Here is a 13,944-nt window from a genome sequence, read left to right as displayed (position 1 = left end):
AGAGCCCGATCACGCACGGTGATCACGTGGCCCTCGACACAGATTCGACGGGTACCGGTGGACGACCCGGGCGGGTCGACCCGCCCGGGGAACGGACCTCGCGTACCGGATGAAGCGGGTGCCGCGCATGGACCGCCACAGAAGTCGCAGAGCCGGACATCCCACACCCGGCCTGACATGATCGACAAACTCGGCCTTTGGGCCGAACCGCCCCTCAACCGATCGGCCAAGCGGCTCAGCCGGCTGGCACAAACAACCGATTGGTCCGGTCATGCCCACCACCCGGCCAACGGATCGCCCGGCGCAGGAATGCACCAGGATGGCGGGTACGTTGCCCGAACGGGTGCCCTCCGTCGCGAGCGCGCCCCGCAGGCACATTTCAGGGAGGTCCGCACCGGTGCTCGACCCACACGAGCTCTACCAGCTCACCGACGATCTGCCCGACCTCGGGCAGCCGGTCCTGATCCAGGCCCTCACCGGGTTCGTGGACGCCGGAAACGCCAGCCGACTGGCGCGTGAGCAGCTGCTCACCTCGCTGGAGGGTCGGCCGATCGCCACCTTCGACGTCGACCAGCTCTTCGACTACCGGTCGCGGCGACCGGTGATGACCTTCGTCGAGGACCACTGGGAGAGCGTCGACGCGCCCAAGCTGGAGCTGCACCTGCTGCACGACGACGACGAGACCCCGTTCCTGCTGCTCACCGGCCCCGAGCCGGACCTGCAGTGGGAGCGTTTCGTGGCCGCCGTCGCCGGGCTGGCCGCCCGGCTGGACGTCCGGCTCACCGTGGGGCTCAACTCGATCCCGATGGCGGTCCCGCACACCCGCCCGACCGGGGTGACCGCACACGCCACCCGCCCGGAGCTGATCAGCGGTTACGAGCCCTGGCTGCAACGGGTCCAGGTGCCCGGCAGCGTCGGTCACCTGCTGGAGTTCCGCCTCGGCGAGCAGGGCCGCGACGCGCTCGGCTTCGCCGCCCACGTGCCGCACTACGTGGCGCAGACCGAGTACCCGGCCGCCGCCGAGGTGCTGCTCACCTCGGTGTCCCGCAGCACCGGGCTGCTGCTGCCCGGCGACGGGCTGCGCTCGGCCGCCGAGGTCGTCCGGGTCGAGATCGACCGCCAGGTGGCGCAGACCGAGGACGCCGCGGCCCTGGTCCAGGCCCTGGAGGAGCAGTACGACGCGTTCGCCCGGGGTCGGGGCGAGAAGAGCCTGCTCGCCCCGGACGCCGGTCCCCTGCCCACCGCCGACGAACTCGGTGCGGAACTGGAACGGTTCCTGGCCGAACAGACCCGTCCCGGCGACACCCCGGGCAGCTGAACCAGCGTCGCGCGGGCGAATGCGGCAGGCTGGGGGCATGCGCCTGGCGACCTGGAACGTCAACTCGGTGAAGGCCCGCCTACCCCGGCTGCTGCAGTGGCTGGCCGACACCGGGCCGGACGTCGTCTGCCTGCAGGAGACCAAGTGCCCGGACGGCGCCTTCCCGGTGACCGAGGTGGGCGAGCTGGGCTACACCGTGGCGAGCCACAGCGACGGCCGGTGGAACGGGGTCGCCATCCTGTCCCGGGCCGGGCTGAGTGACGTCCGGGTCGGGTTCGCCGACGAGCCCGGCTTCCCCGAGCCCGAGGCCCGAGCCATCTCCGCCACCTGCGACGGGGTGCGGGTCTGGTCGGTGTACGTGCCCAACGGCCGGACGCCGGACGACCCGCACTACGCGTACAAGTTGGCCTGGTTCGCGGCACTGCGTGACGCGCTGGACGCCGAGCTGGCCGCCGGGTTGCCGCTGGCGGTCTGCGGCGACTTCAACGTCGCCCCGACCGACGCCGACGTCTGGGACCCGGCGGTCTTCACCCACTCGACGCACGTCACCCCGGCCGAACGGGCGGCCCTCGCGGCGTTGCGCGACCTCGGCCTCACCGACGTGGTGCCGACCCCGATGAAGGGCCCGCACCCCTTCACCTACTGGGACTACCGCGCCGGCATGTTCCACCAGAACAAGGGCATGAGAATCGACCTGGTGTACGCGTCCGCGCCGTTCGCCCGAGCGGTCCGCTCCGCGTACGTGGACCGCGAGGCCCGCAAGGGCAAGGGCCCCTCCGACCACGCGCCGATCGTTGTCGACGCGGACCTGGTGCCCGCGGTCGAGGCGTTCTGACTGGCTAGGGTGGGCAGATGGCAGTCGTGAAGATCAACGCAATCGACGTCCCGGCCGGCGGCGGCGCGGAGTTGGAGAAGCGGTTCGCCGCCCGAGCCGGCACGGTGGAGAGCTCCCCCGGCTTCCTCGGCTTCGAACTGCTCCGCCCGGTGGCCGGCGAGACCCGCTATTTCGTCTACACGAAGTGGGAGAGCGAAGAGGCGTACCAGGCCTGGGCCGCCGGTCCGTCCCGCGCCGCGCACGCGAGCGCGCCCGGCGACAAGCCCCGCCCCCCGGTCGCCACCGGCGCCAGCCTCCTGGAGTTCGAGGTGGCCCTGCACGTCCCCCAGCCCTAGTTGACCCTCGCGGCGCTTGATCGACTCGGTTTCAGGGAAATCGGGGTGTCCGAATCAGTGGGACACTCCGATTTCAAGGATTGACCGAAGCCACCTCGGCAGTCAGCTCGATCGCCCAGTCAAGCTGCGGACAGTTGTTGCGACCTTGGCAACGGTCCGGGTCGCGGGCCACCGCTTCCGACCAACCCGCCTCAGGGAATGAGCAGGGCCTTGCCTGGGATCGAGCGCGCCTCCATCGCGCGGTGAGCGTCGGCCGCGGAGGACAGCGGGTACTCGCGTGCGATGACCGGGCGTATCCGCCCTTGCACCGCCTCGGTCAGAGCCCTGCTCGCGAGCTGCACCATCTTCGGCGCCTTGAACTGGACGTCCGCGATGCCGTGTACGTCGACGCCGCGCGCCTGAGCACTCTGCGGGTCCACCGTGGCGAAGGTGCCACTCGCCGCCCCATGGGCCGAGACCCGCCCGCCGTCGGCCACCAGATGAAAGGCGTCGCTGCCCAGATCTCCCCCGACACCGTCCAGCAGCACGTCGACGGACAGACCACCAAGGGCTTCGCGTACCGCGTCGGCCCACCCCTCCGTGGCGTAGTCGACGACAGCGTCGGCGCCGAGCCGTCGTACAAGTGTGAGCTTGTCCGCGCCACGGGCCGCTCCCACGACCTGCGCACCGAGACCGTGGGCGAGCTGAACGAGCAGCGTTCCCATGCCGCCCGCGGCCCCCAGGATCAGCACCCGGTCGCCAGGCTTGACGCCGAGGCTGTCGATGATGCCCATGGCGGTCACACCGTCGTGTGCGAGACCAGCCGCTTCCCGCAGGCCCAGACCGTCGGGGACCGGCACCAGCCGGTCGACGCTGGTCCGAACCAGTTCAGCGTACGAACCCCGCGTCCCGGCACCCGCGACGACCTGGCGGCCGAGCCAGGACGCGGAGACGCCCGGTCCGGTGGAGACGACCGTTCCGGCCGCTGCGCCGCCCGGCACGTACGGCGGGGTGACGCCGAACCTCTCCCCCCAGCCACTGCGGATCTGAGTCTCCACGTAGATCGTGTCCACGGCTTCGGCCCGAACAATGACCTCCCCCTCCCCGGCCTGCGGATCGGGCAGGTCCACCAGGATCAGAACCTCCGGACCCCCGTACGCAGAGACCTGGATCGCACGCACGTATGTCTCCAATCAGCCGCGGTCCGACGGCTAGGAGCCGCCTCGACACGTCGTCTCAGCGACGCTAGGACTTGAACATTGGTTGAGGTCAAGCCAGAGGTTCGGAGATCGATGGCGGAGTTGACCGGGATGTCGGAACCGCGCCGCCACACCCGCGGAGGTGCTCAGGCCGGCACCACAGTCGAATCGCGCCGGACCGGCTGTCTCCGCTGATAGCGTCGAGGCGGCCCGCGCGGTAGTCGGCCACCAGTCGCCCCGCCAGCCGCGCCACGCCGTTCGCCCGGGGCGCCTGCCAAGGTTCGGGGGATTCTGGCCATGTTCGATGGCTTCGACGTGTTCGACATCGAGACGCCGGGCGCGACGATCCACGGCCGCCGAGGTGGAAGCGGGCCGCCCGTTCTGCTGCTGCACGGCATCCCCGAGACGCACCTCATGTGGCACAAGGTCGCGCCACGGCTCGCCGAGAAGTACACAGTCGTCGCCACCGACCTGCGGGGCTGGGGCGACAGCGGCACACCGCCGAGCACCTCGGATCACGAGCCGTACAGCATGCGCGCCATCGCCCGCGACCAGATCGAGATGATGCGGATTCTGGGTTACCAGCAGTTCCGGCTCGTCGGCCATGATCGTGGCGCCCGCTGCGCGTACCGTCTCGCCCTGGACGAACCGGACGCCGTCACCCGACTGGCCGTCATGGACGTGGTTCCCATCGGCGACGTCTACAACCGCGCGGACAGGGCGTTCAGCCTCTCCTACTGGGTCTGGTCCTTCCTGGCGGCACCGGCGCCGGTGCCTGAGCAGTTCATCAAGGCAGCGCCCGCAGTGCTCGTCGACTTCATGCTCGACACCTGGCCCGAGGTCAAAGATGCCTTCCCGCCCGAGGTACGGGCGGCGTACGTCAAGCAGTTCAGCGACCCCGCCACGGCGCACGCGATCTGTGAGGAGTTCCGCGCCGCCGCGACGGTGGACTACCAGCAGGACGAGGCGGACCGGGGCAACCGGAAGATCGCCTGCCCGGTGTTGTTCCTCTGGAGCCAGCGGGGCCAGGTCGCGAAGCTCTACGACGACCCCATGGCGATCTGGCGGGAGTGGGCCGACGACGTGCGCGGCGAGCCGGTCCCGGTCGGGCACTTCATCCCGGAGGAGGCCCCCGACGAGACCACCCGCCAACTACTGACCTTCCTGAGTTGACGCTGGGCCGCCCACTGTGCTGACGCTCGGCCGCCCATCCACGGCTTGATCCACTCGGGTTCATTGATCCGGGGGTGTCCGGGCGACGTGGTTACCCCGGTTTCCGTGAAGGCGAGTGGATCAAGCGCCCCGACCGCCGGTCACTGCTTGCGGGTGGACTGGAAGGTGGCGAAGGCGATGACGTTGTCGGCGTAGCCGGTGCGCCCGCCGATGAACTGGCCGCCGCAGGTGATCAACCGCAGCCCGGGTGGCCCGTCGTGGCCGTAGATCCGCTCGGCGGGCAGCTGGTCCTTGGGGAAGTGCTCGACGGTGTCGACCCGGAACACCACCACCGACTCGTCCGCCCGGGCCACCTCGATCAGGTCGCCGGGCTTCAGCTTGCCCAGGTCGTAGAAGACCGACGGGCCGGTCTTCGTGTCCACGTGCCCGACGATCACCGCGGGGCCCGGCTCACCGGGGGTGGGCCCGCGGTCGTACCAACCGGTCTCGTTGTGCCGTTCCAACGGTGGTACGGCGATCGAGCCGTCGCGCGCCTGCCCGACCGGTGCCACCGGCGCGGCCACCTTGATCGCCGGCACCGAAAGGCGCACCGGGCGGCTGGCCGACAACCCGACTGACTCGCTGCGGGCCGGCCGGTCACCGCCGGCGGGGGCGAAGTCGAGCGGGCCGACCGAGCGGCCCAGCCCCGCCCCGGTGGCGAAGACCCCGGCCAACACCAGCACCACTGCCAGCGGTATCGACCACGGGCTACGGCCGGAGGGGCGACTACGCCGAGGGGCGACGGCGGTCGGCGGACGGGCTGCCACAGTCGGGCGTTCGGGGCTCAGCGGACTGTCGTCCAGCGGCAGGCGGCGATCGTCGTCGAAGCGGTCGTCCGTCGGCCACCGGTCGTCCCGGGCGCGGCGGTCGTTGACAGGCGAGCGGTCGTCACGCGGGAGCCGGTCGTCCGTCGGCCACCGGTCGTCTCGGGCGCGGCGGTCCTTGGCAGGCGAGCGGTCGTCACGCGCCGGGCGGGGCCCGGAAGAGGGGCGAGGGCTCGACGACGGGCGGGGGCCGGGAGACGGTCGGGGGCCTGGCGGCGGCGAAGCGGGTCGGAAGATCTCCATGGCCGGCTCAGCGCCCAGCGCCACGGACCAGACGTGGGCGACGCAGCGCCACCACGGCGAGGATCAGCCCGGTGATGGTCAGCGCCGCACCGGCGGGCAACAGCAGCTCGCCGGTCATGCCGCCCGCACCGCCACCGAAGCCGGTGGCGGGACCGCGACTGGGCTGGGGGGACGGCGTCTTCTTGACCACCTGGAGCATGGTCGAGGCGGTCTCGCCGTCGCGGCACTCCAGCTTGACCCGGTAGTTGCCGGGGCGGGTGCGCTCGCGCACCATCGGCGCGGCGGTGAGCACCCCGCGCTGCGGCTGCACGCCGACCGCGCCGAAGGCGTCGGAGACCACGGTGGCGCCCACCGAGTTGTCCCGACAACTGGCCCGGATGCCGACCAGATAGCCGGGCTGCACCGTGCTGGGACTGACCTCGACGAAGATGTCCACCGGCGACGGCGGTTGAGGCGCCCCACCGGGCGGGCCACCGGGCGGCCCTTCCGGCTGCCGGGCCGGCGCAGCGCCGGCGGCGAGCTGGAACACGGCAGGAGCGGCGAGGCCGCGTTCCGGCGCGAATGCCGCGAGGACGGGCGCAGGTGCCGCCAGGGCGGGCACGGACGCCGCGAGCGCCGGCACGGACGCCGCGAGCGCGGGCGCGGCGGCCAGCAGAGGGCTGGCGAACACGGTCACCAGCGACAGGGTCACGACGCCGCGGGTCAGTCTCACGATGCCCCCTCTCGACGCCGTGCGGCCGGGTCGGGCAGTGGCGCACCCGACCTGCCGTACCAGTTGGATCCTCTCATTTCCGGTCGCACATCACATCCGATCCGCTGGCGGCGTCGCGTAGGCTCGGGACGCTGTGACCGCCACCGACCATTCTCCCGCCGTCCCGCCCCCGAGCCGGACGATCCGCACGTTCCACCCCCGACGGGGTCGGATGAGCGACCGGCAGACCGACGCGCTGAGCCGGCTCTGGCCCGCGTACGGCCTGGATGTGCCGGACGGACCTGTGGTGCCCGTCGACCTGGCCGACCTGTTCGGTCGCCGGGCGCCCGTGGTGCTGGAGATCGGTTCGGGCATGGGCGACAGCACCGCCGCGATGGCCGCCGCCGACCCGGATCGAGATTATCTGGCGGTCGAGGTGCACACGCCGGGAATCGCCAACCTCCTCGACCTGGTGGAACGCGCTGGCCTGCGCAACGTACGGGTGGCACAGGGCGACGCGTTGTCCCTGGTCAGCGGCTTGCCCGAGGATGTGTTGGACGCCGTGCATGTTTTCTTCCCGGACCCGTGGCCGAAGTCCCGCCACCACAAGCGGCGGATCATCCAGCCGACGCACGTGGCGTTGCTGCGGTCACGATTGCGCCCGGGCGGCGTGTTGCACTGCGCGACCGACTGGGCCGAGTACGCCGAGGCGATGAAGGCAACGCTGGACGCCGATCCGGAGCTGGTGGACGCGTACGGCGGCTTCGCGCCGCGTCCGGCGCACCGCCCGGTGACGAAGTTCGAGCGGCGGGCGATCACCGCCGGTCGGCCGGTCGCCGACCTGCTGTACCGCCGGCGGTGACCGACGAAACGCCCTAACCGCATGCGGCGGGGCGTCTGGGCGGGGTCCGGTGCGGGCCCGGTTGGCGTAGCGGGGCATGATCCAGGCACCATGGACAGGCTATGACGCTCACCGCCGCGCTGCCGACAAGCGCCGACCCCGACACCCTCTTCGACGCGTTCGCCGGCTGGGCGAAGGAGCGCGGCCTCGACCTCTACCCGCATCAGGAAGAGGCGGTCATCGAGATCGTCTCCGGCGCCAACCTGATCATGAACACGCCCACCGGCTCGGGCAAGAGCCTGGTGGCGATCGCGGCCCACTTCGCGGCCCTCGCCGACAGCCGCACGACCTTCTACACCGCGCCGATCAAAGCGTTGGTGTCGGAAAAGTTCTTCGCGCTCTGCGAGGTCTTCGGCGCCGAGAACGTCGGGATGCTCACCGGCGACGCCAGCGTCAACGCCGACGCCCCGATCATCTGCTGCACCGCGGAGATCCTGGCCAACCTGGCGCTGCGCGAGGGCGACCGGGCCGACGTCGGCCAGGTGATCATGGACGAGTTCCACTTCTACGCCGAGCCCGACCGGGGCTGGGCGTGGCAGGTGCCGATCATCGAGCTGCCGCAGGCCCAGTTCATCCTGATGTCCGCCACCCTGGGGGACACCACCCGCTTCGTCGACGACCTGACCCGGCGCACCGGGCGGCCGACCGCCGTCGTGCGCTCGGCCGAGCGGCCGGTCCCGCTCATCTTCTCGTACGCGATGACGCCGCTGCACGAGACGCTCGAGGAGCTGCTGGAGACCAAGCAGGCCCCGGTGTACGTGGTGCACTTCACCCAGGCCGCCGCGCTGGAACGCGCCCAGGCGCTGACCAGCGTCAACGTCGCGACCCGCGCCGAGAAGGACATGATCGCCCAGGCGATCGGCAACTTCCGGTTCACCGCCGGCTTCGGCAAGACGCTCTCCCGGCTGGTCCGGCACGGCATCGGCGTGCACCACGCCGGCATGCTGCCCAAGTACCGCCGCCTGGTGGAGACCCTCGCCCAGGCCGGTCTACTCAAGGTCATCTGCGGGACCGACACCCTCGGCGTCGGCATCAACGTGCCGATCCGCACCGTGCTGTTCACCGGCCTGTCCAAGTACGACGGGGTACGCACCCGACTGCTCAAGAACCGGGAGTTCCACCAGATCGCCGGGCGGGCCGGTCGGGCCGGTTACGACACCATCGGCCGGGTCGTGGTGCAGGCCCCCGAGCACGTCATCGACAACGAGAAGGCCCTCGCCAAAGCCGGCGACGACCCGAAGAAGCGCCGCAAGGTGGTGCGCAAGAAGCCGCCGGAGGGTTCGATCGGCTGGGGTCAGCCCACCTTCGACCGACTTGTCGACGCCGAGCCGGAGCCGCTGACCTCCAGCTTCCAGGTCAGCCACTCGATGCTGCTCAACGTCATCGGCCGGCCCGGTGACGCGTTCGCCGCGATGCGACACCTGCTCACCGACAACCACGAGGAGCCGGCCGCACAGCGCCGGCACATCCGCCGGGCGATCGCCATCTACCGGGCGCTGCGGGCCGGCGGTGTCGTCGAGGAGCTGCCCGAACCGGACGAGACCGGCCGGCGGATCCGGCTCACCGTCGACCTCCAGCTCGACTTCGCCCTCAACCAGCCGCTCTCCCCCCTCGCCCTGGCCACCATCGAGTTGCTCGACGCCGAGTCCCCGTCGTACGCGCTCGACGTGCTCAGCGTGATCGAGTCGATCCTCGACGACCCCCGGCAGATCCTCTCCGCGCAGCAGTTCAAGGCGCGCGGCGAGGCCGTCGCCGCCATGAAGGCCGAGGGCATCGAGTACGAGGCGCGCCTCGAACTGCTCGAGGACGTGACCCACCCGAAGCCTCTGGCCGAGCTGCTGGAGGCCGCGTACGAGATGTACCGGCAGGGGCACCCCTGGGTCGCCGACCACCAGCTCTCCCCCAAGGCCGTGGTCCGCGACATGTACGAGCGGGCCATGACCTTCACCGAGTACGTGCAGTTCTACGGGCTGACCCGCTCGGAGGGCCTGGTCCTGCGCTACCTGGCCGACGCGTACAAGACGCTGCGGCAGACAGTGCCCGAGGACGCCAAGACCGAGGAGCTGATCGACCTCATCGAGTGGTTGGGCGAGTTGGTCCGCCAGGTCGACTCCAGCCTGATCGACGAGTGGGAGCGGCTGCGTAACCCGTCCGACGTGGCCGAGGTGGCCCAGGCGCACGCCGCCCTCGCCGACCGGCCACCGGCGGTGACCCGCAACGCACGGGCGTTCCGGGTGCTGGTGCGCAACGCGCTGTTCCGCCGCGTCGAGCTGGCCGCGCTGCGCCGCTGGGACCTGCTCGCCGAGTTGGACGCCGAGGACGGCTGGGACTACGACGCCTGGGCCGACGCTCTCGGGCCGTACTTCGAGGCGTACGACTCGATCGGGGTCGGGCCGGACGCCCGCGGCCCGGCGCTGCTCATGATCGAGCAGGGCCGGGAGCGGTGGACCGTACGGCAGATCTTCGACGACCCGGACGGTGACCACGACTGGGGCATCAGCGCCGAGGTCGACCTGGCCGCCTCGGACGAGATCGGTGCGGCGGTCGTCCGGATCACCGACGTCGGCCAGCTCTAACAGGCGTCTCGGCAGGGGGTCGTCCGCACGCCGGACGGCCCCCTTTGTCGCGTTTTCCGCACCCCTTCTTTCGCTGGGCGATGTCAGACCCGTCGATTAGAATGTATGTACTAATCGAGTTCCTGACCTGCAGGATTACGATCGGGAGGACGCCCGTGACCGCGCCCGCCGCCACGCCCCTCACCCCCTACGCCACGTTGCTCGGCTTCACCCGCTACGTCGACCGCACCGGCCCCACCAAGGCGACCTTCGTGGGCGGTCTGCGTAAGCAGCGAGCCAGCCGGTCCGGCTTCAACCCGCACGGGCAGTTCGTCAAGGCACTCAAGGCCGACATCGCCTTCCACACCGGCGGCACCCACCTGACCGGGGTGGTCGACGTGGTCAAGCCTCGCTGGCGCCCGCTCTACCAGGCGCTCGTTCCCGGCGCCACGGCCTGGCTGCACTCCCTCGGCGAGCCGGCCGCCGTCGACCTCGCCCAGACCCGCGACGCCCTGGCCATGCTGGGCGACCTACCCGTCAAGATCAACCCCCATTTCGGTGTACGCCACGCCGACGGCCGCGCCGAAGCGGTCCGCCTGCACTTCGACGAGACCCCGCCGAGCGAGGAATCGGTGCTGGCCACCCTGCACCTGATGGCCCGCCACATGGACGCGGTGCTCCCGCACGCCGAGCCGGTCCTGGTGGATGTCCGCCGTGGCCAGGCCCACCACATGCCCACCGACGCCAAGCCCGAGCAGATCGAACGCTGGCTGGCCGGCGAAGCCGCCGCCTTCCGCGCCATCTGGTCCACCGCCGCCTAACCCGCCCACACCCCCACCCCCACCCCGCCGCCGTCGCCGCCATCAAGATCCGCGCAACTTCAGGGATGCTGCTGCCTCCCACGATCGGGAAGCAGCAAGAACTCTGAAGTTGCGCGGATCTTGTACGTCCGGCCCCACGTGAGGGTTATCCACAGGGGCTGTCGGCGGGCGTACCCGGCCGGCAGGGTGTCTTCATGCCTGCTTCTCCACGGCGTCCGGCAAGGTTGCAGGGGCGTGTCTTCCGCGGCTCCCGCGCCGTCGCGGACGGACTCATCACCCCTGCGGAACTGCGCAGCTCGGCGTGGCGGCCCCTCTTCCGCGACGTCTACGCGGATGCCCGACTGGAGGTCACGCACCGCGCTCGTTGTGCCGCGGCGGCACAACTGGTGCTACCCCCGGGTGTGGTGATCGCCGGGCGCAGCGCGGCAGCGCTCTACGGCGCAGCGTCGGTCGCCGGCAACGAGCCGGTCGATGTCCTCGTGCCCAGCGGCCAGCGGTTCGGACCGGTGTCAGGCCTCGCCGTCCACGTTGGCACGATCGACGGAGCCGACGTCACGCTACGCCGGGGCATCCCGATGACCACGCCGACGCGTACCTGCTGGGATCTGGCCCAGTGGCTGCCGACGGAGGAGGCCGTCGCGATCGTGGATCGGCTCGCCCACAACCATCTGGTGGCACTCGCATCGTTGCGGGCAAACGCCCGGGCGCGGGTCGGCGACCGAGGGTGGAAGCGCATGGTGCGGGTGGCCGCCCTGGCTGACGCGGGCGCGGAATCGGCACCGGAGTCCCGACTTCGCGTGCGGATCGTGCTCGCCGGGGTGCCGACGCCGGTCACCCAGTTCGTGGTCGAGCGCGAGGGGAGATTCGTGGCCCGCCTGGACCTGGCGTGGCCACACCTCAAGGTCGCCGTCGAGTACGACGGACTGTGGCACGACGATCCCGAGCAGTTTCACCGCGATCGACGTCGCCTCAACCGCCTGCTCGGTGACAACTGGATCGTGCTGCACGTGACCGCGAAACGATTCCGGGAGGACTTCGACGGCTTCCTCGAGGAACTCCGTCAAGCCCTCAACTCCCGATCCCGCTGACCCCGACGGGCCCCCGACCCCAAGATCCGAACAACTTCAGGGTTACTGCTGCTTCTGCGGCTTGGGAGGCAGCAGTTTCCCGGTAGTTGTTCGGATCTTGGGGTTCGTTCGCGACGGTGCCGGCGGGGTCAGGCGGCGGGGAGGTACTTGGCCAGGTCGTCGAGGATCTTGTTGGCGGCGCCGACGCCGATGCCGGTCATCCAGACCTCGTCGGAGACGGGGTACGCCTTGCCGGCCTTGACGGCGCCCAGGCCCTTCCAGAGGGTTCCGCCAGCCACCTTGCTCTGCTCGGCGGCGGCCTTGTCGCCGTACGCGGTCACGAAGATGACGTCACCGTCGACCTCGTTGATCCGCTCGGGGCTGACCAGGTCGAAGCGCTTGTCCTCCTTGTTGGCGAGCATCTGCCGCTCGGGGCGGCCGAGGCCGGTGTCGCCGATGACGATGCCGGAGAACGAGTCCGGGCCGTACACCCGGATGTTGCCGGGCAGGAACCGCACGATCGACACCTTGCGCGCGGCGGGGTCGCCGAGGGTGGCACCGAAGTCCTTGGCCCGCTTCTCGTACGCGCCGAGCAGGTCCTTGGCCTGCTGCTCGCGGCCGAGCGCCTTGCCGTCGAGGAGGAGGTTCTCCTTCCAGGTGATGCCCACCTTGTCGGTGAACACTGTCGGCGCGATGGCGGCCAGTTCGTCGTAGAACTTCTCCTGGCGGAACTTGCTGCCCAGGATGAGGTCCGGCTTCAGTGCGTTGATCGCCTCCAGGTCGGGCTCGGTGAGCACCCCGACCTCCTTGATGCCGGCGAGCTTGTCCGCGCCGAAGTAGGTCGGCCAGCTCTTGGCCTCACCGGCGGTGGCGGCACCGACGGGCGTGATGCCCAGTGAGAGCGCCGTGTCGATCTTGTCGGTGTCGAGCACGACCACCCGCTTGGGCTCCGCCGGGACCTTGGTGGTGCCCATGGCGTGGGTGATCTCCCGGGTCTCCCCGGTGGTGGTGCCGGCGACCGGGTCGCTCTCACCGCAGGCGGTGAGTCCGACGCCGAGGGCGGCGGCCGCGGCGAGAGCGGCGACGAGACGACGCATCAGAGTCCTTTCGAGGGGTACGAGCCGGCGAGCGGAATCGCTGCGTCGGCGGGGGTGACCGGGCTGGCGGAGGTGCCACCGGTGTACGCGGGCACCACCAGGGGTGCGCCGGTCACCGGGCAGGGCACGACCACACAGGCCAGCCCGAAGACGTCGCGGACCAGGTCGGCGGTGAGGATCTCCCGGGGCGGTCCGGCGGCCACCACGGCGCCGGCGCGCATCGCGACCAGGTGGTCGGCGTAGCGGGCGGCCTGGTTCAGGTCGTGCAGCACGGCGACCACGGTGCGGCCCCGCTCGGCGCGCAGCCGGTGCAGCAGGTCCAGCACCTCCACCTGGTGGGCCAGGTCGAGGAAGGTGGTCGGCTCGTCCAGCAGCAGGGCGTCGGTGTCCTGGGCGAGGGTCATGGCGATCCAGACCCGTTGCCGCTGACCGCCGGAGAGGCTGTCCACCGGTCGGTCGGCCAGGTCGGTCACGTCGGCGAGGGCCATCGCGTGGTCCACCGCCGCGCCGTCCTCCGACGACCACTGCCGCCACCACCGCTGGTAGGGCTGCCTGCCCCGCCCGACCAGGTCCGCCACTGTGACGCCCTCGGGCACCAGCGGGCTCTGCGGCAGGACGCCGAGGCGGCGGGCGACCTCCCGGGTCGGCAGGTCGCGGATCGCGGTGCCGTCCAGCAGCACCGTGCCCCGGCGGGGGTTGAGCAGCCGGGCCATCGTGCGCAGCAGGGTGGACTTGCCGCACGCGTTGGGGCCGACGATGACGGTGAACGCGTCGGTCGGCAGGTCCAGGTCGAGCCCGTCGAGCACGGTCCGGTCGTCGTAGCCGGCGACCAGGTCGCGGGTAGAGAGCATCACACGACTCCTCGAG

13 protein-coding genes are annotated in these 13,944 nt (G+C 71.0%); 8 read left to right on the top strand and 5 right to left on the bottom strand.

What is annotated here, in order from left to right:
* Positions 1–397 precede the first annotated feature (397 nt).
* Genes KBX26_RS13150 through KBX26_RS13140 form a run of 3 tightly spaced genes read left to right on the top strand, consistent with a single transcriptional unit; the run spans position 398 to position 2,488 of the window.
* Positions 398–1,318, top strand: coding sequence for a proteasome assembly chaperone family protein (locus KBX26_RS13150; RefSeq protein WP_030335067.1), 921 nt, complete (start codon positions 398–400; stop codon positions 1,316–1,318).
* 37 nt (positions 1,319–1,355) lie between these two features.
* Complete coding sequence (locus KBX26_RS13145) at positions 1,356–2,153, top strand: exodeoxyribonuclease III (RefSeq protein WP_030335068.1); 798 nt, start codon at positions 1,356–1,358, stop codon at positions 2,151–2,153.
* 17 nt (positions 2,154–2,170) lie between these two features.
* Positions 2,171–2,488, top strand: coding sequence for an antibiotic biosynthesis monooxygenase (locus tag KBX26_RS13140; RefSeq protein ID WP_030335071.1), 318 nt, complete (start codon positions 2,171–2,173; stop codon positions 2,486–2,488).
* 191 nt (positions 2,489–2,679) lie between these two features.
* Here KBX26_RS13140 and KBX26_RS13135 read toward each other — a convergent pair whose 3' ends face one another.
* Positions 2,680–3,648 (bottom strand): zinc-binding dehydrogenase, encoded by a 969-nt coding sequence (locus tag KBX26_RS13135; RefSeq protein WP_210865526.1) that lies wholly within the window; start codon positions 3,646–3,648, stop codon positions 2,680–2,682.
* A gap of 315 nt (positions 3,649–3,963) precedes the next feature.
* Here KBX26_RS13135 and KBX26_RS13130 point away from each other — a divergent pair, with 315 nt between their 5' ends.
* Positions 3,964–4,839: an alpha/beta fold hydrolase gene (locus tag KBX26_RS13130; RefSeq protein WP_210865525.1), complete on the top strand. Its 876-nt coding sequence runs from the start codon at positions 3,964–3,966 to the stop codon at positions 4,837–4,839.
* Between the two features lie 140 nt (positions 4,840–4,979).
* Here KBX26_RS13130 and KBX26_RS32330 read toward each other — a convergent pair whose 3' ends face one another.
* Together KBX26_RS32330 and KBX26_RS13120 are read right to left on the bottom strand one after the other, a co-directional pair.
* The gene (locus KBX26_RS32330) at positions 4,980–5,645 is read right to left on the bottom strand and encodes a class F sortase (RefSeq protein WP_307857808.1); all 666 of its coding nucleotides are present in this window, start codon (positions 5,643–5,645) and stop codon (positions 4,980–4,982) included.
* 307 nt (positions 5,646–5,952) lie between these two features.
* The gene (locus KBX26_RS13120; protein ID WP_210865560.1) at positions 5,953–6,660 is read right to left on the bottom strand and encodes a hypothetical protein; all 708 of its coding nucleotides are present in this window, start codon (positions 6,658–6,660) and stop codon (positions 5,953–5,955) included.
* A 130-nt stretch (positions 6,661–6,790) separates the two neighbouring features.
* Between KBX26_RS13120 and trmB the strand changes: the two genes are divergently transcribed.
* The 4 genes from trmB (at position 6,791) to KBX26_RS13100 (ending at position 12,001) form a co-directional block, all read left to right on the top strand.
* The gene (gene trmB, locus KBX26_RS13115) at positions 6,791–7,498 is read left to right on the top strand and encodes a tRNA (guanosine(46)-N7)-methyltransferase TrmB (protein ID WP_030335080.1); all 708 of its coding nucleotides are present in this window, start codon (positions 6,791–6,793) and stop codon (positions 7,496–7,498) included.
* 101 nt (positions 7,499–7,599) lie between these two features.
* Positions 7,600–10,113 carry an RNA helicase gene (locus KBX26_RS13110; protein ID WP_210865523.1) on the top strand — a complete coding sequence of 838 codons (2,514 nt, stop codon included), beginning with the start codon at positions 7,600–7,602 and terminating at the stop codon, positions 10,111–10,113.
* Positions 10,114–10,268: 155 nt separating this feature from the next.
* A complete protein-coding gene (locus KBX26_RS13105) occupies positions 10,269–10,913 on the top strand; it encodes a hypothetical protein (RefSeq protein ID WP_030335083.1) in 645 nt (214 codons plus the stop codon).
* A gap of 194 nt (positions 10,914–11,107) precedes the next feature.
* Positions 11,108–12,001 carry a hypothetical protein gene (locus tag KBX26_RS13100; protein WP_210865522.1) on the top strand — a complete coding sequence of 298 codons (894 nt, stop codon included), beginning with the start codon at positions 11,108–11,110 and terminating at the stop codon, positions 11,999–12,001.
* A gap of 128 nt (positions 12,002–12,129) precedes the next feature.
* Here the strand turns inward: KBX26_RS13100 and KBX26_RS13095 are convergent, their stop codons facing one another.
* Positions 12,130–13,077: an ABC transporter substrate-binding protein gene (locus KBX26_RS13095; protein ID WP_210865521.1), complete on the bottom strand. Its 948-nt coding sequence runs from the start codon at positions 13,075–13,077 to the stop codon at positions 12,130–12,132.
* A complete protein-coding gene (locus KBX26_RS13090) occupies positions 13,077–13,928 on the bottom strand; it encodes an ABC transporter ATP-binding protein (protein ID WP_210865520.1) in 852 nt (283 codons plus the stop codon). The genes KBX26_RS13095 and KBX26_RS13090 overlap by 1 nt, the downstream gene beginning before the upstream one ends.
* Between the last annotated feature and the right edge of the window lie 16 nt (positions 13,929–13,944).

This window comes from Micromonospora sp. C97, from assembly GCF_018070385.1.
GTDB lineage: Bacteria > Actinomycetota > Actinomycetes > Mycobacteriales > Micromonosporaceae > Micromonospora > Micromonospora parva.
The sequence above is the reverse complement of the archived record's forward strand: the minus strand, read 5'-3'. Positions and strand labels throughout refer to the sequence as shown.